Source organism: Methanosarcina sp. MTP4 (genome assembly GCF_000970045.1).
Taxonomy (GTDB): Archaea; Halobacteriota; Methanosarcinia; order Methanosarcinales; family Methanosarcinaceae; genus MTP4.
Window position 1 is genome coordinate 806,603 of record NZ_CP009505.1, and the last position, 24,455, is coordinate 831,057.

At 47.3% G+C, this 24,455-nt stretch carries 17 protein-coding genes; 5 read left to right on the plus strand and 12 right to left on the minus strand.

The window, feature by feature from the left end:
• Positions 1 to 3: 3 nt before the first annotated feature.
• The 5 genes from cdhD (MSMTP_RS03680) to cdhA (MSMTP_RS03700) form a co-directional block, all read right to left on the minus strand.
• A complete protein-coding gene (gene cdhD / locus MSMTP_RS03680) occupies positions 4 to 1,311 on the minus strand; it encodes a CO dehydrogenase/acetyl-CoA synthase subunit delta (protein WP_048177874.1) in 1,308 nt (435 codons plus the stop codon).
• 183 nt (positions 1,312 to 1,494) lie between these two features.
• Positions 1,495 to 2,256, minus strand: a complete 762-nt coding sequence (locus MSMTP_RS03685; RefSeq protein WP_048177875.1) for an AAA family ATPase — start codon at positions 2,254 to 2,256, stop codon at positions 1,495 to 1,497.
• A 50-nt stretch (positions 2,257 to 2,306) separates the two neighbouring features.
• Positions 2,307 to 3,716: a CO dehydrogenase/CO-methylating acetyl-CoA synthase complex subunit beta gene (gene cdhC / locus MSMTP_RS03690; protein WP_048177876.1), complete on the minus strand. Its 1,410-nt coding sequence runs from the start codon at positions 3,714 to 3,716 to the stop codon at positions 2,307 to 2,309.
• A gap of 25 nt (positions 3,717 to 3,741) precedes the next feature.
• Positions 3,742 to 4,254, minus strand: a complete 513-nt coding sequence (gene cdhB, locus MSMTP_RS03695; protein ID WP_048177877.1) for a CO dehydrogenase/acetyl-CoA synthase complex subunit epsilon — start codon at positions 4,252 to 4,254, stop codon at positions 3,742 to 3,744.
• A gap of 2 nt (positions 4,255 to 4,256) precedes the next feature.
• Positions 4,257 to 6,671 (minus strand): CO dehydrogenase/acetyl-CoA synthase complex subunit alpha, encoded by a 2,415-nt coding sequence (gene cdhA, locus MSMTP_RS03700; protein ID WP_048177878.1) that lies wholly within the window; start codon positions 6,669 to 6,671, stop codon positions 4,257 to 4,259.
• Between the two features lie 2,389 nt (positions 6,672 to 9,060).
• Between cdhA (MSMTP_RS03700) and MSMTP_RS19880 the strand changes: the two genes are divergently transcribed.
• On the plus strand, positions 9,061 to 9,243 hold the full coding sequence (locus MSMTP_RS19880; RefSeq protein ID WP_231582986.1) for a DUF134 domain-containing protein: 183 nt from the start codon (positions 9,061 to 9,063) through the stop codon (positions 9,241 to 9,243).
• Between the two features lie 785 nt (positions 9,244 to 10,028).
• On the plus strand, positions 10,029 to 10,562 hold the full coding sequence (locus MSMTP_RS20320) for a DUF134 domain-containing protein (RefSeq protein WP_048177880.1): 534 nt from the start codon (positions 10,029 to 10,031) through the stop codon (positions 10,560 to 10,562).
• A gap of 823 nt (positions 10,563 to 11,385) precedes the next feature.
• Here the strand turns inward: MSMTP_RS20320 and acsC are convergent.
• The 6 genes from acsC to cdhA (MSMTP_RS03740) form a co-directional block, all read right to left on the minus strand.
• Positions 11,386 to 12,795 (minus strand): acetyl-CoA decarbonylase/synthase complex subunit gamma, encoded by a 1,410-nt coding sequence (gene acsC, locus MSMTP_RS03715; RefSeq protein ID WP_048177881.1) that lies wholly within the window; start codon positions 12,793 to 12,795, stop codon positions 11,386 to 11,388.
• 3 nt (positions 12,796 to 12,798) lie between these two features.
• Positions 12,799 to 14,109, minus strand: a complete 1,311-nt coding sequence (cdhD, locus tag MSMTP_RS03720) for a CO dehydrogenase/acetyl-CoA synthase subunit delta (protein WP_048177882.1) — start codon at positions 14,107 to 14,109, stop codon at positions 12,799 to 12,801.
• A 182-nt stretch (positions 14,110 to 14,291) separates the two neighbouring features.
• A complete protein-coding gene (locus tag MSMTP_RS03725; protein WP_048177883.1) occupies positions 14,292 to 15,053 on the minus strand; it encodes an AAA family ATPase in 762 nt (253 codons plus the stop codon).
• 50 nt (positions 15,054 to 15,103) lie between these two features.
• The gene (cdhC, locus tag MSMTP_RS03730; protein ID WP_048177884.1) at positions 15,104 to 16,513 is read right to left on the minus strand and encodes a CO dehydrogenase/CO-methylating acetyl-CoA synthase complex subunit beta; all 1,410 of its coding nucleotides are present in this window, start codon (positions 16,511 to 16,513) and stop codon (positions 15,104 to 15,106) included.
• Between the two features lie 25 nt (positions 16,514 to 16,538).
• Positions 16,539 to 17,051, minus strand: a complete 513-nt coding sequence (cdhB, locus tag MSMTP_RS03735) for a CO dehydrogenase/acetyl-CoA synthase complex subunit epsilon (protein WP_048177885.1) — start codon at positions 17,049 to 17,051, stop codon at positions 16,539 to 16,541.
• A gap of 2 nt (positions 17,052 to 17,053) precedes the next feature.
• A complete protein-coding gene (gene cdhA, locus MSMTP_RS03740; RefSeq protein WP_048177886.1) occupies positions 17,054 to 19,468 on the minus strand; it encodes a CO dehydrogenase/acetyl-CoA synthase complex subunit alpha in 2,415 nt (804 codons plus the stop codon).
• 1,722 nt (positions 19,469 to 21,190) lie between these two features.
• On the opposite strand from cdhA (MSMTP_RS03740), the gene MSMTP_RS03745 reads away from it, so the two are divergent.
• The 3 genes from MSMTP_RS03745 to MSMTP_RS03755 all read left to right on the plus strand — a co-directional run bounded on the left by MSMTP_RS03745 (position 21,191) and on the right by MSMTP_RS03755 (position 23,294).
• A complete protein-coding gene (locus MSMTP_RS03745) occupies positions 21,191 to 21,859 on the plus strand; it encodes a rhomboid family intramembrane serine protease (protein ID WP_048177887.1) in 669 nt (222 codons plus the stop codon).
• Positions 21,856 to 22,278 (plus strand): hypothetical protein, encoded by a 423-nt coding sequence (locus MSMTP_RS03750; RefSeq protein ID WP_231582904.1) that lies wholly within the window; start codon positions 21,856 to 21,858, stop codon positions 22,276 to 22,278. The genes MSMTP_RS03745 and MSMTP_RS03750 overlap by 4 nt, the downstream gene beginning before the upstream one ends.
• Before the next feature lie 440 nt (positions 22,279 to 22,718).
• The gene (locus tag MSMTP_RS03755; RefSeq protein ID WP_048177889.1) at positions 22,719 to 23,294 is read left to right on the plus strand and encodes a TIGR00288 family NYN domain-containing protein; all 576 of its coding nucleotides are present in this window, start codon (positions 22,719 to 22,721) and stop codon (positions 23,292 to 23,294) included.
• A 176-nt stretch (positions 23,295 to 23,470) separates the two neighbouring features.
• On the opposite strand, the gene MSMTP_RS03760 is transcribed toward MSMTP_RS03755, so the two are convergent.
• Complete coding sequence (locus MSMTP_RS03760) at positions 23,471 to 24,451, minus strand: methanogenesis marker 12 protein (RefSeq protein WP_048177890.1); 981 nt, start codon at positions 24,449 to 24,451, stop codon at positions 23,471 to 23,473.
• Between the last annotated feature and the right edge of the window lie 4 nt (positions 24,452 to 24,455).

The window sequence follows — 24,455 nt, forward strand, 5'->3', positions numbered from 1 at the left end:
TGTTTACACCTCCGCTGCGATCCAGTTGGAAATGTCAACAGGCTCTGCATCTATCGAACCGAATAGGGTCTGCGTGGCCTTCTTCAGGAAAGCAACCGATGTCGGGTGCATCATCATGAAGAGATCGTTTCCTGCAAGGGCAAGGGACAGACCAGTGACAATCTCCCAGATCGGACCTCTGTATTCTCTCGGTCCCCAGTCGGAGTCTTCCTTTAGTGGAGATCCAACCATCCAGGACTCACGGGCACCCCATGCGTTGGTGGTACCTGAGGACATTGGGAAGGTCAGTTCGTCGTCACCGAGGAGGGCTGCAAGCCTGATGCGCTCCATGTTGGTGTAAGCGTAGTCGAGACCATATCCGAGGGCTGCAGTGGTCGGGTCCATGATTATCCTTTCCCTGGGCACGTTGCACTGCTTCATGAGCTTCCTGTTCAGTTCCTTCTGGGAGTTCATGTCCAGCTGTGTCCATGAAAGCACATCGTGGTCGTACTTTAATGCGGCCTCTGCGATTGCTGCATAGTCCAGGTTCAGGCTTGCAGATGCAAGGAGGCAGCGCTCGCCTTCTGCAACTTCTGCTGCTTTTGCGAGGACTTCTGGGTCCTTCTGCGGGTTCCCGGATCCACCGATCGCGATTGGCACGTCAACTGCCTGCAGGACTTCTTCTACAACCTTGGCTGCTTCCTTGGCGGGTGTGTCCTTGATGAGCGGGTCGGTTGAAATCAGGTGGATTGTGATCATGTCGGCGTTGAACTGTTCAACGTTCTTCTTTGCCCATTCTCCAGGGCTGTCCATGACTTCGTCGTAGTTCTGCTTGACAGCCTTTGCAAGGCCGATTCGCATGTCGAATACGTCGATTGTAACCTGGTTCCTGTTAGGCATCTCAGCGTCGAAGTAGAACGGAAGGGCCTTCTCGCCACCAACGTGCACTGCCTTTCCACGGCTTCCACCGTCTGCTGATGTGTTACCTATCCTGACTTCCTGTATTGGGGTTGCCCAATCTGCCATGTTTGCAACGTCGAATTTGGCAGGGATAAGATCCTTAAACTTCGGGGCAGCAAGGGCAGCGGCCGGGGCAGGAGCTCCTGCTCCGATACCTACGGGGTAGCCGAACATACCTGCAATTCTTGCGAAGTGCTGGGCAAGTACTGCACTCTCCTGTCCCAGGGCTGCAGCGAGCATCGGGTCAAAGCCACCGCCAAGACCTCCCAGGTCAAGTTCAATGTCCCCTTCAATAGTAACACCTTCGAGGGCTTCTACGTCCATGCCCGCGAACATGTCTGTAATGTCAGTTAATTTCATCTTCTTTGCCATGTAAACCTCACCGTTTCAGTTGATTATCCGTTTTTATGAGTGACTGAATTAATGTGATGCGTTTTTTATGGACTATAAAGATCCGCTTAAATCTCAGTTACATGCCATAGGGTCCTGTATTCTCGGAACCCCCATTTCATCCTGCAGCGTTCCACAGGTTCGTAAAATTGTTTGAAACCAGGGTTAGAACCCCAGTTTCTTTGCAATTTTTTCGATTTCAATCACTGCAACCGAATCCTCTGGGAGTTCGGAGAGGGGGATGCCCCCTATGTCCAGCTCCTCGACTTTCGGGTCAAGGGGGACCATGCCTATAAGGTCAAGTTTTAGATCCCCGGCAAGTTTTTCGATCTTATCGCGGTTGGCATCTGTGACCTTGTTTGCAATAACATGTATATTGCTAATATTTGATTCCAGTTCATCCACAAGTTCATGAATCCTTTCAGCAGTCCTGAAACCCCTTCTTGAGGCGTCTGTCACCACTATCAGGTTATCGACGTTCCGGATGATCTTCCGGCTGAAGTGCTCGAGTCCGGCTTCCGTGTCAATGACCACCACATCATAGTTGACAACAAGTTTGTCCATGATGCCCCGAAGCAGGTTGTTCACATAACAGTAGCAGCCTGCACCTTCGGGCCTGCCCATGACCAGGAGGTCGTAACCCGGCATCTCTTCAATAATCTCGTAGATCTTACTCTGGAGTATCGATTCCTTATTCATGTCGGGGTGGTCAGGTTTCGGCTTTGTAATCTCCTCCTGGAGTGCCTCCTTTGCGTCCCCGATGGTCTTTATTACCTCACATCCCAGGGTTTCTGGCAGGTTCGTATCCGCATCTGCGTCAACTGCAAGTAAAAAGTTGTCATTTTTAGAAAGGTAGCGGATCAAAAGAGCCGCTACCGCTGTTTTACCTGTCCCGCCTTTTCCCGTTATTGCAATAACTTTTGTCACAGAATACCTCTTTTGAATTGTTTTTCTGTTTTAGAGCACCTGCGTGTCACTCACTTCTTTGCTTTCTTCTCGCTGATGATCATCTTGTCGATGGAAATCTTTGCGTTCTTGAATGTCAGCTTGATTCCACCGCCGGATCCACCGGAGACCATCGGCATTGCGGGCATCTGGAAGCCTGCTGCAGGCATCATCATTGGGGCTGCTGCAACAGCTTCTTCCTCTTCTTCTTCCTCTTCTTCTTCCTCTTCTTCTGCTACCCAGTTTGCAACTACGGGGTGGTCCTTCTCCTGCAGGAAGGCTTTCAGGGCGTCGACATCCGGAGCATCTGCTTCGGTTGCGATCTTGTCGATGATGTCAGCAGGGATGGCTTCTGCAATCTTCTCCTTGAATGTGGAGGGGAGCCAGACAACCCTGTTCCATCCGCCGTCAGCCTGGATGAACTTGGGGGAGTAGAAGTAGTTCACACCAACACCGAGGAAACCGACGACCTGCTTCCCACCACCGGTCTGACCGGCCATTGTGGAGAACCCGAGTCCGTTGGGGGACATTCCCTGGAATTCCCTGTTAATCCAGCCGATACCGTCGACTTCAGGGATGTAGAACCCTACAACTTCGAAGCAGCCGCATGATGTGTGCGGGAATTCGAAGAAGGAGTGGAGTTTGATCCTGTCAAATTCTCCGCCGGAGAGTTTCTTGGCAATCTCGTTAACTCCGGTGTATTCACCGCTGAGTTCGTCGATTACATCTCCCTTTGCCAGCTCGAACTGTGGGCCTTCCGGATCTACCTTTGCGGCAGCGCGGCCGTCAAACCAGTTGATTGCACCACAGAGGGCAATCCTGTCAGGGGAAACCACACAGACGCTGGTTGGAGCAAACGCCTGGCAGAGGGTGCAGCCGTAGAAGACATCAACGTCTTCATCGTGGAGGTCCTTGGTCCTTGCATCTCTGGCTTTGAAGATGTCCATTGCGCCATCAAGCTGCTCCTTGACTGCTGCCTCGTCGGTGTAGAAGGTTGCCTGCATCTTCTCGATGAAGGGAAGTTCGGTCTTGAAGAGCATCATGACTGCCTGACCGAAGGCCTCAAGGGAGTCGATCTTTCCGGCTGTGTCCTTTGAAACCCTCATCCAGACATCATACCTCTGGTTCAGGTGCATGATACCCTGGCAGTAGTTCACGAAGTCGTGGACACGCCTTTCAACAACGGATTCAAGGTCAGGTTCAACCAGTTCTCCGCCGATGTTAAAGACCATTGCCCAGGGGTAGGTCTTGCCCTCTTCCATGTCCTTGATGTCGGGACCGACGATTGTGACCTGGTCGTCTACAATCGCGTCCATCTCTGCTGACCGGACAAGTTCCAGACCCATGGACTTGGGACCGCCGAGTTCAACAAACATACCGTCTTTTCTTACTCTTTCACCTTCATACATTGGGGAAATTTCAAATGGGAATTCATCTGCCATTTATGCTTCGCCTCCTAAATCAAATTTATAAGTTCTCGATTAGTTCATCCAGGGCAACGTAGTGGTCTTCCCTGCTTATGTTCCCGAAGGACATTGTTGCGTTCTGGATGTAGTCTCTACCGATTGAAATTGCTTTCAAGTTGGAGAAGTTCTTAGTTCCGGACAGTACCTGGTTGATGTAGTACTTCTTGAATTCCAGGACGATAACCATGTCGTAGTTTCCGTTCCCATCAATTCCGGGCCAGTTGGGGTCTGTTAAGTAGAACCCGAGCTGGTGCACATTGATGTACTTGGCATCTACGTCCTTGTCCAGGAATCCTACGTGAGAGTGACCTGTGGCAGCGATCGGAAGGTTCGCCTTCTGTGCAATCTTAACTGCACGGTCCAGAAGTTCGGGCTTAAGGATTCCGGATCCGACCACAAGAAGTGGCCTCTTTGCCTTTTTGATCATCTTGGCTGCCATGTCCGGGTTGATTGCCTTGGAGGTGGTTACTCCGTAGCTGGTAAAGAGCTTGGTGTTCTTTGTAGTGTCAACCATTTTCAGGCCTCCTTGCAGAGTCTCTTGAGGTTAGTGGGCTGTGCCGAGACGTCGAACTTGATCTTCGGACCGGAGATGATCTTCTTCCTCTTCCAGTCGATTTCCCAGCCCTGTTCCTCTTCAAGTTTCTTCATGAGGGCAGCACGCTTGGCAAGTGGGATATCAGCCTCACTCCTGATGAATTTCCACCAGTCCTCGGGCAGTCCGCCGATGTACTTATCGTGGAGTTCCATCCAGTGGGTCAGTTTGATAGACCTTCCCAGGTTGTTGTCAGACGGGCGGATGCAGGCTTTTGCCATCATCGGGGTTGCTTCCTGCCAGGTCTCTGCGGTGGTCAGGAGGAATTCCGGTGCTGGTGGGATTGGCATTTCTTCGCCGTTCCTGGCATCGTAGACTTTCCACTTGGATTCGTCATAGTCCTTTGCGATCAGGGCTCTCCTGTACTTGGAACTGTGGGCACCGAGCACTGCGGGGATACCGTAGATGTTACATCCGGTACCGATGGAAGATGCTTTCTGGGAGAATGCACCCCATGCAAGACCGCAGGCACCAACACGGTTCAGGACATAGTCAGCGATTTCTGCGAGGTTGCCTTCCATGGTCCTGCCACCGAAAATACCGGCGACTTTCTGGGCGGCTCCGGTGATGTGGGCGTTCGAGACACAGGACCCGATGTTAACAAGTCCACCGGATACGAATCCGCCGGGGAACCTCTCATAAAGGGTCTCGCCATTCTCGTCCTTGTACATACCCATATCCATTGATCCACAGCCGGTACCGACAACGATGTAGTTCCTCTTCAGGAACTCTTCTGCGATGTAGTAAACACCCTTGGCGCAGTCAGAGTAGTTCGGACATCCGATGATTGCGATGATACCCGGGGTTGTACCCATGACCAGATTCAGGCCTTCGGAACGGATTTCTGCGTCGGATACCTGTCCTCTGCCGGCTCTCATCCAGCCTTTCTCCTCGGCGATGATCTTCTGGGATGCCTTCTCGATAACACTGAGGATTGGGATTTCCTTCTTACAGACCTGTTCGCAGCGGCGGCAGCCGATACATGCGTCGTGGAGTTCTTCAAGGTAGCTGTAGTCTCCTTCCTTGGCGAACTTCATGGCTTCCGGAATGTCCAGCTCGATCGGGCAGGCCAGGTAGCAGGCTCCACAGTCGGCACACTTGTCAACCCATTCCTTCATCTGTTCATCGGATGGGATTTCCCTGACTCCTGCTGCTTCGCGGATCGGGTGCATTTCCTGGGCGAGCCTTACGGAGATTTCTCCGAGCTTCTCGTAGTCAAGGATCACACAACCCGGAATTGCTCCGGACTTGAGTTCCTCGATGGTCGCATCGACGTCCTGGTTGTCCCTGTTGGGCAGACCGTACATGATCTTGGCGTTGGATGCAATCACAGGGATATTGAGCTTCTGGGCTTCGGGTACAATGTCTCCACGGACACACTGTTCGTCAACAACAATGACGTCAGGCATTCCGGAGCGGATGATCTTGAGCTCCTTGGACATGGAACCGACGACCTTGGTGTATGGGGGCCTCCTGTCGGCTTCCTTGTACCTGGTCAGGTCGATTGCGGTACAGCAGAGTCCACCGAGTTCCACCTTGTCGGTCAGCTCATTTTCTTCCATGTAGTCCATCATGTAGGTGACACCGGCCACGTTGTGTCCGATCACACAGAGGAATGGCTTCTCCTTGTCAATAGTCCCGATACCCATTTCAATAAGTGGGGCTTCGGGGTCTGCCTTGGGGAAGTCGAGGGCTGCGATCTGTACGATATCGGAAATTTCCATTCCGACGTGGTCCAGACTGCCGCTGAAAAGAGCCTTTGAGTCGTAGTCGATCTCTGCGGATTCCTGCCCTGCGTGGATGGTTGCAAGGAGCTGGGTGAGCTGTTCCTCTGCGTGTTCCATTGCAGGCTTGATTTCCCCGAGGGTCTTGGGGCTCTGCCCGGTTGTGATCGTGATGTTGGGGGTCAGGACGTCGGATTGTCCAAGGTCAAGTGGGACGTCTTCGCCAAAGGTCTCGAGCAGGTGGTCAAGCAGGTGACGACCGTGGGCTGCGTGGCAGGCAGTACCGGTGATCACACGGAGGAAGAATTCCCTGCCGTTGTGTCCGGCCATGTCAATACCACAGGCACCTCTCTTGTTGTTGGAGAGGTCACAGGGGCCGTATGTGCAGTAGCAGCACTGGTCACACATTGGGGTGATTACGGGCTCATAACGGTCGAGTAATTTGAGGTTCCAATCGTCCCTGTAGGTTGCAAGACCCGGGAACGGGGATGGGCCCATTGGACCGAGCTCTTCTGCTTCGGCAGCTTCCTTTGCTGCCCCCACAATGTTGTTAATTGTGATCTGAACATCTTTCAGATCTTCTATAGAAAAACTCCCGGTAGTTAATTTACTCATTTTAGCTTTGCCTCCTAAATACGCTTAAAGCCGATTTGTCAGAGGATTGTATTTACGATATTCGGCATACCGATACTGACTGTGCAATTTATATTGATGTCTGCTTGAAAGTTCCAACTATTCAAATGACATTTTTAGTAAATCGTTTTTAAATTTTTATAGAACTTGCACACTTACAGTTCCAACTATTCAAATGACATTTTTAGTAAATCGTTTTTAAATTTTTATAGAACTTGCATACTTACAGTTCCAACTATTTAAATGACATTTTTAGTAGATCGTTTTTAACTTTTCATAGAATTTACACACTTTCAATACAAAATCAAGTACTGTAAATTAAGCAGTTAAAACTTGAATTTTTAGAGATTTTAGAGTTCACTGCTTTTGTTTTAGATCTCAAGTGGGTAAGTCCTATAATAGCCGTTGCGATCTCAGAATAAATAAAAGAGATCTTAGAGACTATCCGAAAAGTTCTATGCATGTTGTAAAATCACAATTAGGCAATCGGTGCGTATTATCCGGAATCCGTTCATTTATGATCGCCAATTGTAGAATTTACAGTAGGTTACAGCACTTTTCGAACATACTCCTAAATTACACATGAGCGACGTATTATAAATAATTTACACTTTTGTTCTGTATAAATATAAAAATAATAAAAAATTCCTTTGTATAAATCTTATCTAAACTCTTACAAGTCATTGACTCGTGAACAAGTCATTGACTCGTGAACAAGTCACTGACTCGTGATGAAGCATGAACTACGGCACTATATACTCATTTTTCATAAGAAATGAACATGAAATTATTCGAATAAGATGTAAAACGAAAGTACCAGTGATTAGCAGAACTTTTACGTTAAATCAGGTGTAAAAGGCAGAAAATAACCACAGGACTAACGGACATATGATACAAAACTATTAAGTAAACGTCATAGTTATAATCGCATTTTATGCAGTTATGAGTTTAATGCTATTGGTTTTGTACTTAAAATACATAATCCTAAAATGGATTCAGAGCTTATTTATTTTCTCAATAATTTAATTGTTGTAGCATTAATTATTTATACTACCTCTCATTTGCGTATTTTGACGGTTTATTGAGTTAAGTGAAGTATCAAGAATCCCAAAAGCTACTTATTACAAACTCAGTGAAATTCCGCTAGTGTTCTCGTAATTATTAACGTGTCCCTGAAAGAGCTGAGGTATTCGTCTTTGAGGCCTTCTTCAGGTAGAGCAGACTGAGGCTGCTGACAGAATGGAGGTATCCCGGAAAACTTTCTGGAACGGTCTCCAAAAGTCCTGGGAAAAGTTTGGGGCCTGCTTTACGAGCTCCTTTGCTTTTTCTTCAGCAGCCTCCTTTGCTGCCCCTACAAAATTATTGATAGTTATCTGAAAGGATTCAAGATCTTTATATAAAAAATCAGGTAGTTAATTTGCTCATTTTAGCTTTATTAACTTTTTATAGAACTTGCACACTTACAATACAAAATCAAGTACAGTAAATTAAGCAGTTAAAACTTGAGTTTTTAGAAAGTTGGGAGTTCACTGCTTTTGTTTTAGACCTCAAGTGGGTAAGTCATATAATAGTAAGTTGCGATCTCACAGAAATAAGAGATCTTAGAGACTACCCGAAAAGTTCTATGCATGTTGTAAAATCACAATTAGACAATTAGTGTTTATTATCCGGAATCCGTTCATTTATGATTCGCTTATTGTAGAATTTACAGTAGGTCACAGCACTTTTTGGATAGACTCTTAAATTACACTTAAGCGACGTGTTATAAATAGTTTTCACTTTTGTTTGGTATAAATATAAAAATACAAAAAATTCCGCCGTATAAATCCTATCTAAACTCTTAAGGGTCGTTGACTCGTGATGAAGCATGAAAAACGGCATCATATACTCATTTTTCATAAGAAAATAACATGAAATTATTCGAATAAGATGCAAAACGAAAGTACCAGTGATTAGCAGAACTTTTACGTTAAATCAGGTGTAAAAGGCAGAAAATAACCACAGGACTAACGGACATATGATACAAAGCTATTAAGTAAACGTCATAGTTATAATCGCATTTTATGTAGTTATGAGTTTAATGCTATTGGTTTTGTACTTAAAATACAGAATCCGAAATATGGGTTCAGAGCTTATTAATTTTGTCAATAGTTTAATTGTTTCAGAGTTAATTATTTATACAACATCTCATTTGCGTATTTTGACTGTTTATTGAGTTAAGCGGAGTATCAAGAATCCCAAAAGCTACTTATTGCAAACTCAGTGAAATTCCGGGAAGTGTTTTCGTAATTATTAACTTGTCCCTGGAAGAGCTTGAGGCATTCGTCTTTGCGACCTTCTCCAGGTGGAGCAGAATAAGGCTGCTGACGTAATGGGGGTATCCCGGAAAACTTTCTGGAAATACCTCCAAAATGCACGACAGAAGGCAGCTGACGCTTTTGTCAACGGAAAAACTATTGAGATCTCTGGAGGAGAATACGTTAATAGTGGTGAATGCAAGATCGATTTTCTCTGCAAAGAATGCGATCATATGTGGGAATTAAAGTCTAACTAGCGTCGTCCCGCAAGCTGTCCTAATTGTGATTCCGGTCGAATTTTCCGAATTGGCAGCGATGGAAGATGAAAGAGGTTTATTGAGAATGATTACTGATGTCTAAAAAAAGGGAAAGCAGCAGGAACACTAATGAAGGAAGCATAAAAAAGATGCAGGAAGCAGACTGGGATAGAGAATATTGAAACTTAGAGGATTTCATGCCTCAATGCGCAGTCCGGAAATAAAAATCTGCCGAATGTAACTGCAGCTCAAGATTTCAGAGGAAAATTCATGCCAGTATTTATCGAAATCAAGAATTTAGTTGCAGATTTGAAAAATCTAGATGTAAAACTTATTCAGCGTCTTTATACACTAAAAGGAAGCTATTAAAGTACTGGATGGACTTATTTATCAAATTTAATATAATTTTGAAAAAAATAGAGGGTCTTTTTTCTTGTCCGATATGTAACTATAATGGGCCTCTTTTAAATATTAGGCTCAGGCAAGATCTCTGCCCAAACTGCGGTTCAGTAGAGAGTTATAGACTTCAATTTCTGGTATTCCAGAAACTATGTAGGCACTACGATATTTCTCAAATGTCTATACTACACGTTTCACTATAAATTTTTTTCCAAATTATTCTGAGATTCCTGGTTTGATGGCATTCCAGCTGAGTATATACTTTTAGCGTTATTATGGTATTTTGTGTTTACTCTCACTCCTTAATGCCGATGTTAAGGTCAATACTTTAAACGCGTTGCGTAAAATAGATAGATACTTATTACGTGTTGTATAAGTGTAGTTTGATGGTCAATAGAGTTAAGCGCAGGGTATCTTGCTTTCCAAAGGCCACCTATTACAAGCCTAGAGAAATCCCTCTTTGCTGTCTGGAAATTACCAACCTATCTATAGAAGAGCTTGAGGCTATTCGTCTTTGCGATTTTCTCCAGATGGAGCAGAGTGAGGCTGCTAACAGAATGGGAGTATCCCGGAAAACTTTCTGGGGCGACCTCCAAAAGGCAAGACAGAAGGTGGCTGAGGCTCTTGTCAACGGAAAAGCGATCGAGATATCTGGAGGGGAATACGTTAATAGTGGTGAATGCGAGGTCGATTTTCTCTGCAAAGAATGCGATCATGTGTGGGAATTAAAGTCCGACCAGCTTCGTCCCACAAGCTGTCCGAATTGTGGTTCCAGTCTAATTTTCCGAATAGGCGGTGATGGAAGAGGAAAGAGGTTTATTGAGAATGATTACTGTTGCCCTAAAAAAAAGGAAAGCAGAAGGAATACAGGTGAAGGAAGCAAAAAAAGTGACAATAATAGCTATATCATTGATGAGTGATACTGGACTTGAGTCTGATGTATGTGCCCATTTTGGCTCATGCGAACATTTTACCATTGTAGATGTATGTGATTGATGTATAATATCAAGCACAATAAATATTATTGTTTAAATTTTCGTTTTGGACATTAAAAGCTTGTTACTCCGTTTTTCAATTCAAATGCGTAAGTCCTATACTTAATACCTCTATTTTTTCGATCAACTAATTCTATAATTAAGATAGCATGCTTACTTGCGTATAAGGAACTAATTGTTTGGAAAAAAAATCAATCGTTTACCCAAGATTGGACTTAATTAGAAAAATTGATCTGGCAAGAGTCTTTCTTCTTTTTATAGGGGATAATTGTCTGGTATCTATTAAGGTTCCGAATATCAATTCTGCACGTGCAGACGTTGAGTAACTTCTTAGTTGAGGCTTAAACGGTCAATCAAAGTTTAGCTGGCGCATTCGTGCAAGCAAAGTAACTTTTTCATGTCAAAGAAGTTTTTTCGGTCCAGTAGAAACCTTGTTGTATTGATGAAAAGGTTCCTGTTTGTGACCGGGTTCGATTTCAGTTTTCAAACATATATACAAAAAAGTTGAAGAAATAATTTGCATTAATTGAGGATTTCTACAGAGCCAATTATTTGGATGTTTATTTGGATGGAAAAAACAAAGCAAATCTGTATGGTATTAAGGCAAAAAAGTCGATTTTTATGTAACTTTTCTCTTCAATTCAGAGCCTGTCAGGAAAGTCGACAACTGCGTTTTGTAAAAGTTTCAATAAACTTTATTCCGTGTCAGAGTGACACGGAATATTAATATTCAAATTTGTTTTTGTATTTACTGCGGTGGCCAGTTCTTTTCCATCCAGCCGGGGATACGGCCGGAGTCCATTGGGCCTACCTTGATGCTTGCACTGAGTGAGTCCTCAAGGTCTCCCTGCAGGCGAGCTGACAGACCCGGAATGATCACGGTGTTGTGTTTGACGTCCTTCTTAAGGTCGAAGTCTGACTTATCAAAGGCGTCCTTTACCTTGTCGGCGGTCAGCTGGCCACCGGCAACGGCAGCTTCCACGCCGATACCGTCGGTGTCAACTGCAAGCAGCCAGCAGTCTATTCCGTTGGATGCAATGTCGCTCTCTACCGTGTAGTAGGTAAGGGCGAAGTTCGTGGTGAAGAACACCGGAGAGTCTGCTGTCGGGCTTCCTACCTTGTACATAGCACCGTCAACGGCTACAGGGGTCCTCGGGTCAGTGTAGATGGTGTCTACCAGGTGCATCTCAGGCAGGACGGCATATGGCTCCATGCTGTGCAGGATCATTATGTCGCCGTATCTGATGGTGAACATTGAAGCCATCACGGTTTCCCAGTATGATGCACTTACAGGGTCCTCGATTCCTGCCATCCAGGCTGTGAACGGAAGGGCCAGTATCGGGTAGGCAATCTCGACGTCCCCATCGATTCCTGCTCTCCTGATCTTCAGGAAGTTGGTGAATGTGTCCTTCAGTCCCTTGCCTACCGGAACGGTTCCGGGGTCAAGGACAATGTCCTGAATGCCTGCCTCGGCTAAGGTCTTTGCGAGGGTCTTGAGGGCATCAAGGTCATTGAGGGCAGAAACTACCACAGGCACCTTGTACTCAAGGGCAAGTTCTCCTACTTCCTTCCAGTTGTCCTTGTTTGCGGCGTAGAGCAGCGGGTTCTTGTCCTTTACTACTTCAAGGCCTGCTTTGAGGACTGCAGGATCGAAGGAACATAGGATTAAGGGGAGATCTGTTGTCTCTGCTACCTTCTTGACGGCTGCTGCGAACTTTGCGGGGTCTCCGGAGGCTGCCCTTACTGCCACACCGTCGAGGAGGAGGTAGTTTCCTACATAGAACTTCCTGAAGTCAGCAATCTGCTTTACTCTCTCCACAAGGGCAGCTTCTTCCATGTTGTCTGCCACATCGAAGAACATCTTTGTCTTGTTGAAGAAAGTGAGCTTGTGGCGGTACAGGACATCGTCCCCACCGATCTTTGCTGCTTTCTCGCCTACACCGATGATCACTTCACGGATTTCAGGAGCAAGGAGCCCTTCTAGTTCTGCAAGCTTCTTTGCGAACTTCTTTTCCTTAACCAGGGGTGGGCAATCTGCAGTCTTACCGGACCTGTCGATCAGCTTGGATGCAAAGGCCATACAGGTGGGTTCCCCACATTCTCCACAGTTGGTCTGGGGCAGGTACTTGTAGGCTTGTAATGGGCTGTTTATTTTCATTGTTTACACCTCCGCTGCGATCCAGTTGGAAATGTCAACAGGCTCTGCATCTATCGAACCGAATAGGGTCTGCGTGGCCTTCTTCAGGAAAGCAACCGATGTCGGGTGCATCATCATGAAGAGATCGTTTCCTGCAAGGGCAAGGGACAGACCAGTGACAATCTCCCATATCGGGCCTCTGTATTCTCTCGGGCCCCAGTCGGAGTCTTCCTTGAGTGGTGATCCAACCATCCAGGACTCACGGGCACCCCATGCGTTGGTGGTACCTGAGGACATCGGGAAGGTCAGTTCGTCATCACCCATAAGGGCTGCAAGCCTGATACGCTCCATGTTGGTGTAAGCGTAGTCGAGACCATATCCGAGGGCTGCAGTGGTCGGGTCCATGATTATCCTTTCCCTGGGCACGTTGCACTGCTTCATGAGCTTCCTGTTGAGTTCCTTCTGGGAGTTCATGTCCAGCTGTGTCCATGAAAGCACATCGTGGTCGTACTTTAATGCGGCCTCTGCGATTGCTGCATAGTCCAGGTTCAGGCTTGCAGATGCAAGGAGGCAGCGCTCGCCTTCTGCAACTTCTGCTGCTTTTGCGAGGACTTCTGGGTCCTTCTGCGGGTTCCCGGATCCACCGATCGCGATTGGCACGTCAACTGCCTGCAGGACTTCTTCTACAACCTTGGCTGCTTCCTTGGCGGGTGTGTCCTTGATGAGCGGGTCGGTTGAAATCAGGTGGATTGTGATCATGTCGGCGTTGAACTGCTCAACGTTCTTCTTTGCCCATTCTCCTGGGCTGTCCATGACTTCGTCGTAGTTCTGCTTTACAGCCTTTGCAAGGCCAATGCGCATATCGAATACGTCGATTGTAACCTGGTTCCTGTTCGGCATCTCAGCGTCGAAGTAGAACGGAAGGGCCTTCTCGCCACCAACGTGCACTGCCTTTCCACGGCTTCCACCGTCTGCTGATGTGTTACCTATCCTGACTTCCTGTATTGGGGTTGCCCAATCTGCCATGTTTGCAACATCGAATTTGGCAGGGATGAGATCCTTAAACTTCGGGGCAGCAAGGGCTGCTGCTGGTGCAGCGGCTGCAGGGCCTCCGATGCCTACGGGGTAGCCGAACATACCTGCAATTCTTGCGAAGTGCTGGGCAAGTACTGCACTCTCCTGTCCCAGGGCTGCAGCGAGCATCGGGTCAAAGCCACCGCCAAGACCTCCCAGGTCAAGTTCAATGTCCCCTTCAATAGTAACACCTTCGAGGGCTTCTACGTCCATGCCCGCGAACATGTCTGTAATGTCAGTTAATTTCATCTTCTTTGCCATGTAAACCTCACCATTTCAGTTGATTATCCGTTTTTATGAGTGACTGAGTTAATGTGATGCGTTTTTTATGGACTATAAAGATCCGCTTAAATCTCAGTTACATGCCTGAGGGTCCTGTATTCCCTGAACCCCATTTCATCCTGCAGCGTTCCACAGGTTCGTAAAATTGTTTGAAACCAGGGTTAGAACCCCAGTTTCTTTGCAATTTTTTCGATTTCAATCACTGCAGCCGAATCCTCAGGGAGTTCGGAGAGAGGGATGCCCCCTATGTCCAGCTCCTCGACTTTCGGGTCAAGGGGGACCATGCCTATAAGGTCAAGTTTTAGATCCCCGGCAAGTTTTTCGATCTTATCGCGGTTGGCATCTGTGACCTTGTTTGCAATAACATGTATATTGCTAATATTTGATTCCAGTTCATCCACAAGTTCATGAATCCTTTCAGCAGTCCTGAAACCCCTTCTTGAGGCGTCTGTCACCACTATCAGGTTATCGACGTTCCGGATGATCTTCCGGCTGAAGTGCTCGAGTCCGGCTTCCGTGTCAATGACCACCACATCATAGTTGACAACAAGTTTGTCCATGATGCCCCGAAGCAGGTTGTTTACGTAACAGTAGCAGCCTGCACCTTCGGGCCTGCCCATTACCAGGAGGTCGTAACCCGACATTTCTTCAATAATCTCGTAGATCTTACTCTGGAGTATCGATTCCTTATTCATGTCGGGGTGGTCAGGTTTCGGCTTTGTAATCTCCTCCTGGAGTGCCTCCTTTGCGTCCCCGATAGTCTTTACTGCCTCACATCCCAGGGTTTCTGGCAGGTTCGTATCCGCATCTGCGTCAACTGCAAGTAAAAAGTTGTCATTTTTAGAAAGGTAGCGGATCAAAAGAGCCGCTACCGCTGTTTTACCTGTCCCGCCTTTTCCCGTTATTGCAATAACTTTTGTCACAGAATACCTCTTTTGAATTGTTTTTCTGTTTTAGAGCACCTGCGTGTCACTCACTTCTTTGCTTTCTTCTCGCTGATGATCATCTTGTCGATGGAAATCTTTGCGTTCTTGAATGTCAGCTTGATTCCACCGCCGGATCCACCGGAGACCATCGGCATTGCGGGCATCTGGAAGCCTGCTGCAGGCATCATCATTGGGGCTGCTGCAACAGCTTCTTCCTCTTCTTCTTCCTCTTCTTCTTCCTCTTCTTCTGCTACCCAGTTTGCAACTACGGGGTGGTCCTTCTCCTGCAGGAAGGCTTTCAGGGCGTCGACATCCGGAGCATCTGCTTCGGTTGCGATCTTGTCGATGATGTCAGCAGGGATGGTTTCTGCAATCTTCTCCTTGAATGTGGAGGGGAGCCAGACAACCCTGTTCCATCCGCCGTCAGCCTGGATGAACTTGGGGGAGTAGAAGTAGTTCACACCAACACCGAGGAAACCGACTACCTGCTTCCCACCACCGGTCTGACCGGCCATTGTGGAGAACCCGAGTCCGTTGGGGGACATTCCCTGGAATTCCCTGTTAATCCAGCCGATACCGTCGACTTCAGGGATGTAGAACCCTACAACTTCGAAGCAGCCGCATGATGTGTGCGGGAATTCGAAGAAGGAGTGGAGCTTTATCCTGTCAAACTCGCCGCCGGAGAGTTTCTTGGCAATCTCGTTAACTCCGGTGTATTCACCGCTGAGTTCGTCGATTACATCTCCCTTTACCAGCTCGAACTGTGGGCCTTCCGGATCTACCTTTGCGGCAGCGCGGCCGTCAAACCAGTTGATTGCACCACAGAGGGCAATCCTGTCAGGGGAAACCACACAGACGCTTGTTGGAGCAAATGCCTGGCAGAGGGTGCAGCCGTAGAAGACATCAACGTCTTCATCGTGGAGGTCCTTGGTCCTTGCGTCTCTGGCTTTGAAGATTTCCGTTGCGGCATCAAGCTGCTCCTTGACTGCTGCCTCTTCGGTGTAGAAGGTTGCCTGCATCTTCTCGATGAAGGGAAGTTCGGTCTTGAAGAGCATCATGACTGCCTGACCGAAGGCCTCAAGGGAGTCGATCTTTCCAGCTGTGTCCTTGGAAACCCTCATCCAGACATCATACCTCTGGTTCAGGTGCATGATACCCTGGCAGTAGTTCACGAAGTCGTGGACACGCCTTTCAACAACGGACTCAAGGTCAGGTTCGACCAGTTCTCCGGCGATGTTGAAGACCATTGCCCAGGGGTAGGTCTTGCCCTCTTCCATGTCCTTGATGTCAGGACCGACGATTGTGACCTGGTCGTCTACAATTGCGTCCATGTCTGCTGCCCGGACGAGTTCCAGACCCATGGACTTGGGACCACCGAGCTCAACAAACATACCGTCTTTTCTTACTCTTTCACCTTCATACATTGGGGAAATTTCAAATGGGAATTCATCTGCCATTTATGTTTCGCCTCCTAAATCAGATTTATAAGTTCTCGATTAATTCATCCAGGGCAGCATAGTTGTCTTCCTTGCTGATGTTCCCGAAGGACATTGTTGCGTTCTGGATGTAGTCTCTACCGATTGAAATTGCTTTTACGCTGGAGAAGTTCTTAGTTCCGGACAGTACCTGGTTGATGTAGTACTTCTTGAAACCAAGGACGATAACCATGTCGTAGTTGCCTTTTTCGTCAAGTCCGGGCCATTTCGGGTCGGTTAAGTAGAACCCGAGCTGGTGGAGGTTGATGTAACTGGCATCCACGTCCTTGTCCAGGAATCCGGGGAGTGAACTTCCGGTAGCTGCAATCGGAAGGTTTGCCTTCTTTGCAATCTTGACTGCGCGGTCCAGGAGTTCGGGCTGAAGGACACCGGTCCCGACCACAAACAGAGGCCTCTTTGCCTTGGAGATCATCTTGGCTGCCATGTCCGGGTTGATTGCCTTGGAGGTGGTCACCCCGTAGCTGGTAAAGAGCTTGGTGTTCTTTGTAGTGTCAACCATTTTCAGGCCTCCTTGCAGAGTCTCTTGAGGTTAGTGGGCTGTGCCGAGACGTCGAACTTGATCTTCGGACCGGAAATGATCTTCTTCTTCTTCCAATCGATTTCCCATCCATGGTCTGCTTCAAGGACCTTGAGGAGGTCTGCACGCTTGGCAAGCGGGAGGTCGGCTTCGTTCCTGATGAACTTCCACCAGTCTTTCGGCCTTTCCCCGAGGTACTTCTCGTGGAGTTCCATCCAGTGGGTCAGTTTGATTGACCTTCCCATGCTGTTGTCGGACGGGCGAATGCAGGCCTTTGCCATCATCGGGATTGCTTCCTGCCAGGTCTCTGCGGTTGTCAGGAGGAATTCCGGTGCTGGTGGGATTGGCATTTCTTCGCCGTTCCTGGCGTCGTAGACTTTCCACTTGGATTCGTCATAGGTCTTAGCTATCAGGGCTCTCCTGTACTTGGAACTGTGGGCTCCGAGCACTGCGGGGATACCAAGGATGTTACATCCGGTGCCGATGGAAGATGCTTTCTGGGAGAATGCACCCCATGCAAGGCCACAGGCTCCGACACGGGATAGGGTGTAGTCGGCGATTTCTGCAAGGTTGCCTTCCATTGTCCTGCTGGCGAAGATACCGGCGACCTTCTCGGCTGCTCCGGTGATGTGGGCGTTCGAGACACATGACCCGTTGTTGAGAAGTCCACCACATTCGAATCCACCGGGGTACTTCTCGTAGAGGGTCTTGCCGTCTTCGTCCTTGTACATACCGATGTCCATCGCACCACAGCCGGTAACGGCCACGATGTAGTTCCTTTTCAGGAATTCTTCTGCGATGTAGTAGACGTCCTTGGAACCGCCAATGTAGTTCGGACATCCGATGATCGCGATGATACCCGGGGTTGTACCCATGACAAGGTTCAGACCTTCAGCACGGATTTCTGCGTCGGATACCTGACCTCTGCCGGCTCTCATCCAGCCCTTCTCCTCGGCAATCAGCTTCTGGGAAGCTTTCTCGATAACACTGAGGATGGGGATTTCCTTCTTACATACCTGTTCGCAGCGGCGGCAGCCGACACATGCGTCGTGGAGGTCCTCAAGGTACGAGTAGTCTCCTTCCTTGGCGAACTTCATGGCCTCGGGGATGTCCAGCTCAATCGGACATGCCAGGTAACAGGCACCGCAGTCGGCACACTTGTCGACCCATTCCTTTAACTGCTCGTCACTCGGGATTTCCCTGAAGCCCTCTGCCTTGCGGATCGGGTGCATTTCCTGGGTCAGCCTTATGGTGAGCTCTCCGAGCTTCTCGTTGTCCAGGATCACACAACCCGGGATCGCTCCGGACTTGAGTTCCTCAATGGTTGCATCGACGTCCTGGTTGTCCCTGTTGGGCAGGCCGTACATGATCTTGGCATTGGATGCAATCACAGGGATCTTAAGCTTCTGGGCTTCGGGTACGATGTCTCCACGGACACACTGTTCGTCAACAACAATGACGTCAGGCATTCCGGAGCGGATAATCTTGAGTTCCTTGGACATGGAACCGATGACCTTGGCGTATGGGGGTCTCCTGTCAGCTTCCTTGTACCTGGTCAGGTCGATTGCGGTACAGCAGAGCCCGGCGATTTCCATCTTGTCGGTCAGGTCGTTTTCTTCCATGTAGTCCATCATGTAAGTGACACCGGCCACATTGTGTCCGATCACACAGAGGAAGGGCTTTTCCTTGTCAATGGTTCCCATGCCGATTTCAACGAGGGGGGCTTCGGGGTCTGCCTTCGGGAAGTCGAGGGCTGCGATCTGCACAATATCGGAAATTTCCATTCCTACGTGGTCCAGGCTGCCGCTGAAGAGAGCCTTTGAGTCGTAGTCGATCTCTGAGGATTCCTGCCCTGCGTGGACGGTTGCAAGGAGCTGGGTTAACTGCTCTTCTGTGTGTTCCATTGCAGGCTTGAGTTCCCCGAGGGTCTTGGGGCTTAACCCGGTTGTGATTGTGATGTTCGGGGTGAGCACGTTGGACTGTCCAAGGTCGAGGGGGACATCTTCGCCAAAGGTTTCGATCAGGTGGTCAAGCAGGTGGCGGCCGTGGGCTGCGTGGCAGGCAGTACCGGTAATCACACGGAGGAAGAATTCCCTGCCGTTGTGTCCGGCCATGTCAATACCACAGGCACCTCTCTTGTTGTTGGAGAGATCACAGGGGCCGTATGTGCAGTAGCAGCACTGGTCACACATAGGGGTGATTACAGGCTCATAACGGTCAAGGAGCACAAGGTTCCAGTCGTCCCTGTAGGATGCCAGACCCGGGAATGGGGTCGGGCCCATCGGACCGATCTCTTCTGCTTCGGCAGCTTCCTTTGCTGCCCCCACAATGTTGTTAATTGTGATCTGAACGGATTCCAGATCTTCTATAGAAAAACTCCCGGTAGTTAGTTTGCTCATCTGAGCTTTACCTCCTAAATTTGTTTTGAGTCTACTTCGCTGAAATGATTGCAAATTTTTGCATAGTCCGGCCTATCCTTAACGATTATAAATTACAAATTTTGCTTTAAACTTTACATTTCCAATCGTCTGGTCCGAACTTAATTGCAAAACGTTTTTATCGCTTTTTCAAATATTCGTTCCTTAACTGAACGTTTTTCCCAACTAAAACGTTTTTTTGGAAGTATATTTGGTCAAAACTCGTTTTTAGGGCTTTATTTTTCTAAATTTTCTGTTTTTATGCCCTTTTCTCTTAAAAACCGTTTTTACCAGCGATTGTGACCTGAATTTTTAGAAAGAGATCACTACCGATGGATAATAAACACTAATTAACGGTGTAAATGTGCCAAATCTATATAATATTTTCTAATTTGTTACACCCTATTTCGGGATTGGCAAAGTGCAAAAAGTCCGTTCTCTGTCTGTATGGAAATTAATGTTTTGTAAATATGGATCATAGGGAGCAAGTCCGCATGATGATGATTTTCAAAAAAGCTATGTTTGAGTATGAATAATCTTTATTATAATATTATTTTTTCCTGTATATCTTTTACTTATTTATCATTTGATGTAAATAATTCTCCTAATATTTCTTATTCGGAAATATATTTTAAATTAGAATGATATTCAATCGAATTATCATTCCGTATATATACATTTCACTTAATTTACATGTTTTCTATAAAATTTGCTCTAATGAAATTACCAAAATTTATATATATGAGTAAGGAACTGGCATTTTTCCCTTAGTAAACGCCGTGAATCGGTTTTACCTCCGATCCTGATCAGATCCGAGCTTAATTTTTTTAACCTTTATATATTTTTATAAATTTATCTGTTTTGTATATATATCCGTCCTATTAATGTATGATACGATATAGCAAGGGTTTGGTGTTCACCTGACATCTAGTTGCCTTGAAGGGCATCCAGTGGCCCGACTTATGCATCAGAAAACAACCTGTACGTTTGAAATGCTTTGATGGTATGTCTACATGTATAATCCAGAGTAGTCCCATATAGATTATCCTTTTGAATAGTCCGGCAAAACAGTCTCATTGATTATCGTAGAATATTCCAGCAAAACAGTCCCATATAAATTATCCTTTTGAATAGTCCGGCAAAACAGCCCCATATAGATTATCCTTTTGAATAGTCCGGCAAAAATATGTATCAATAGTTGCAGCATGGTTACAGACATCTTACTTGATGTATCTATTATATGTGTCAACGTTTATGTAGTAAGACTCTGAAGTACAGTTTATTCTATGTATCTGGCACTTATGCATTTTACATATATTATATGTATCAGGTGTTGTTTGGGTCAAAATTTGTTCGGGCATCAGAGGTCAGGGGTTAGGCGGGAAGCATTTCCATTCTTCAGAGTTGAAGCCGGGAATTTTCCTGTTTTAAGCTCTCCTGCTTTACAGGCAAAGCATTGGGCTTTTTGACCCCGGACATTTTTTATCCTGCCTGAGAGAAATTCGGGGTCCGGACTTCGAGGGATATTTCACGGCTTTTGAGGGGTTTGTTACAAACCTTTTTATGACAGCCCTTTCAATGTATTGAAATGCTGGCTCCCTGTATGGGTTCTTTTATATGGAATTTCCTGAAAGAATTTCTGTTATTCAGTTGTCACATTCAGGTAGATTTATACTATATAAAAATAAATGAGAATTAGGAAACATGTATCAAAACAGCACACCTTATGGGTCCGGCGGAACGGTGGACAGGATAAAACGTTCGGTGTCAACCAGCCCTTCCATGGCAATTATAGCCATCTGTGTACTTTCTTTCATGGTGGAGCTGATGCCGGGGATAGGGTCCCTATATTACCAGACTTTCTGGTTTGACCCTTCCCATGTCCTTAGCAGGCCCTGGACTCTTGTGACCTACATCTTCCTGCACAATGGTATTAGTCATCTATTTGTTAACATGCTTGTCATGTTCTTTATCGGAAGGGCTCTTGAACAGAGGGTCGGAAATAAGCAGCTTCTGGGGATCTTTTTTACGGCAGGAATCCTCTCGGCAGTGGGGCATGCCCTGATGAGCATGCCTATCTTCGGGATCTACCCAAGCCCAATTGTCGGAGCCAGCGGAGCAATCTACGGGGTCTTTGCAGCCCTGGCGGTGCTTGAGCCGGATTCACGTGTCTATGTCTACTTTATTCCCATGAAATTGAAAAATGCCCTCGTGCTCTTTGCCGGACTCGACTTCCTCATGATACATTCAACGGACATGGTGGCCCATATCGCTCACCTGAGTGGGCTTTTTGTCGGGCTTTACATGGGCTACAGAATCAAGAAAATTCAGGAAAGGTACTGGAAGGGGCCCCGGTATGCCGGAAGGTGGTGAGCCTGGAAGAGGCAGGGCTCCTCCCCGGAAAGAATCATTATTATCCCAGGCCCGAGTCGGGGGAGAAAATACCTGTTCAGGTTGTTGATTTTCACAGGCTCTTTGCAGCCTGGTCTCCTGACTTGAAAAAAAGCCTCTATTTTGAAAATCTGCCTGAAGCAGAGGGTTTGAAGCGGGTGAGAGAAGTCGTCCTTCTCAAGGTCTATGACTGGCTGGCAGGCCGGGAAGGAATAATTGAGCTCACAGCAGAGGAATTCGATCAATTTACGGAAGTGTATGAGACTTTTCTCCGGAACTTCGGGGAAATCAGGTACTTCCGGCAGAAAAAAGGACGGAAAACAGAAAATGTCTTTGAATTAAAGGAGGCTCCTTATATTCTCCGGGAAGTGAGAAATGGTCTTTTTTCCGATAAATTATAATTCTATTAATTATATATTACACCACATAAAATTGTATATTACGTTACATCATTAGCGGGTTGATTTACGTTTCCGGGATTTCCGATCCCTATATGAAGAACCTCTTGGTCCTGACCCATTTCGAACGGTATGGCCGGGGTTCAGGTTCGGAATTGCCTGATGATGCAAATCTTTACTACATAAAAGAAAATATTAGATATTATAAGGATAGTTATTCGAATATTCGGGTATCGGGACTGCAAACTAAAAATAATCGTACTGAATGCTTTAGAAGCTGTGTAAGGCAGGGCTGAAGTGTGAAGGTGATTATTCAGGGCGGCCTGAGGAGGATGTAGCGGTTTTGCTTTCTTCCTATGGAGCTGCCCTGAAATATCCGCCTGATGTGAAGGCAAGATGTTTGCCGGTCCCGGAGTTTGTAACATTTATAGAGGATACCGATAATGAAACCTGTAAAAAGCGGACTTGATTCGATTTCAAGGTACCTTCGCACTAAAAAAGAGGTCGGTAGGAGGAAGATCGGCCTTCTGGTGGACGGTCCGAACATTCTCAGGAAAGAGTTCGACGTGAACCTGGAAGAAATAAGGGATGTTTTGAAAGATTATGGGAATATCAAGATCGGAAGGGTTTTCCTTAACCAGTATGCCTCTGACAAACTGGTGGAAGCAATCGAAAACCATGGCCTTGAACCCATCATCTGTTCAAGTGATGTGGACGTCCGTCTTGCAGTGGAAGGCATGGAGCTTGTCTACAACCCCAACATTGACACCCTGGCGATTGTAACCCGGGACGCGGATTTCAAACCTCTCCTTAACAAGGCGAATGAACACGGGAAAGAAACGATTATTTTCGGGGTAGAACCCGGATTTTCCACAGCGCTTAAGAATTCCGCAGACTACGTCATCCTGATGAGCAAGGACAGTATGAGCGGTTATGACATAATCGAAGGCCCGGAGGATATGGATCCCTCGGAACTCGAAAAGTACCCGGACGACGGACAGGAGAAAAGCACGGAATAAGTCTGATACGATCTTTTTTCTTTTCCTTTCTCTCTTTTCTCCGGTTTCAGGATCTTCCTTTAAGTTTGTCCGCTTTCGGTTTCTTCCTTTTCCTTCATCCTCTTTTAAAGGGTTCCTTTAAGTTTGTTCGTTTTCAGGATCTTCTATTAAGGGTGCCCTGGCACATGACATTCTTTTTACGGATATTCCACATCCACGCCGAGGATCTGCTTCGCTCCTCCGGCAATGTCCCTGGCAATCTCTGCACAGCCGATCGCAGCATGCCATTTCCCGAGGCAGCGGCACTCGTGGCCAAGGTGCCTGCTTATCTTCTTTTGGACATACTCCACTTCCCCTACAGAACCTGCAAGGAAGATGGCTTCTCCAGAAACCCCATAGTCCCTTAGGAGGAGCTGCATGGAGACTATCTCCATAGCTGCAAAGAGGGCTATGGTGTCAAGGGCGAGCAGGGCGGGAGCCTCTCCTCTTTCGGCTGCTGCGAGCATTTCTTCCCGGTCTTCATAGGGGGTCATCTTCAGGGTGCCGGCTTCTATGAATGCCTGGTTTGCGCTTATAATTCCTGCGTCCACGTCCCGGATTGCCTGCAGGTCAAGGGGGCCGTGGTGCACTCCCGGGGCAAAGATACAGGCGTCGATTGCCCCAAGGAGTTTCCCTCCTGCGACGGCGAGGGTTACGGTATTGGAACTGATGTCGGAGACCACAAAATTCTCACAGCCCAGGCATCTGATGTGGTAAGCTATTCCCAGCTTTTCCGGGCTTGTGAGGTGGGAAAAAACTTTCATCCGGGGGTCTACCCGGCTTTCCGTATGGATGCCGGGGATTGCCACTGCCGGAATCCCGGAGTTTCGGACCGCATCAAAGACCCTTGTGCCTCCGCCTGTTTTCTTCCCTGCCCCCTCCAGACTCCGGAGCCCTCTTCCTTCCAGGGCACGGATATCTTTTATTGTAGAAAACCCGTCTCCCATGGAATATGTAGCGGCAATTAACTCTATGTCTCCGCGGCGAATGCCGAAATTCTTTTCTACGGATGCAAGTACATCCTCTTCCGACATGGCAGCCGCTTCAGCCCTGGCAAGTTCAAAAGTCCGTACTTCTTCTCCTTCTATCAGGGCAAAACGCATTGCTGTGGTTCCGTGGTCAATCCCTATAAATGCCAAGTAG

Bases quoted from the DNA above. Each gene is read 5' to 3' on its own strand.
- MSMTP_RS03755 (WP_048177889.1), top strand. From the start codon at position 22,719: ATGAAACCTGTAAAAAGCGGACTTGATTCGATTTCAAGGTACCTTCGC.
- MSMTP_RS20320 (WP_048177880.1), top strand. From the start codon at position 10,029: ATGGTCAATAGAGTTAAGCGCAGGGTATCTTGCTTTCCAAAGGCCACC.
- cdhC (WP_048177876.1), bottom strand. From the start codon at position 3,716: ATGGCAGATGAATTCCCATTTGAAATTTCCCCAATGTATGAAGGTGAA.
- MSMTP_RS19880 (WP_231582986.1), top strand. From the start codon at position 9,061: ATGGGGGTATCCCGGAAAACTTTCTGGAAATACCTCCAAAATGCACGA.
- MSMTP_RS03745 (WP_048177887.1), top strand. From the start codon at position 21,191: ATGTATCAAAACAGCACACCTTATGGGTCCGGCGGAACGGTGGACAGG.
- cdhD (WP_048177882.1), bottom strand. From the start codon at position 14,109: ATGGCAAAGAAGATGAAATTAACTGACATTACAGACATGTTCGCGGGC.
- cdhD (WP_048177874.1), bottom strand. From the start codon at position 1,311: ATGGCAAAGAAGATGAAATTAACTGACATTACAGACATGTTCGCGGGC.
- cdhB (WP_048177885.1), bottom strand. From the start codon at position 17,051: ATGGTTGACACTACAAAGAACACCAAGCTCTTTACCAGCTACGGGGTG.
- cdhA (WP_048177878.1), bottom strand. From the start codon at position 6,671: ATGAGTAAATTAACTACCGGGAGTTTTTCTATAGAAGATCTGAAAGAT.
- acsC (WP_048177881.1), bottom strand. From the start codon at position 12,795: ATGAAAATAAACAGCCCATTACAAGCCTACAAGTACCTGCCCCAGACC.
- cdhC (WP_048177884.1), bottom strand. From the start codon at position 16,513: ATGGCAGATGAATTCCCATTTGAAATTTCCCCAATGTATGAAGGTGAA.
- cdhB (WP_048177877.1), bottom strand. From the start codon at position 4,254: ATGGTTGACACTACAAAGAACACCAAGCTCTTTACCAGCTACGGAGTA.
- cdhA (WP_048177886.1), bottom strand. From the start codon at position 19,468: ATGAGCAAACTAACTACCGGGAGTTTTTCTATAGAAGATCTGGAATCC.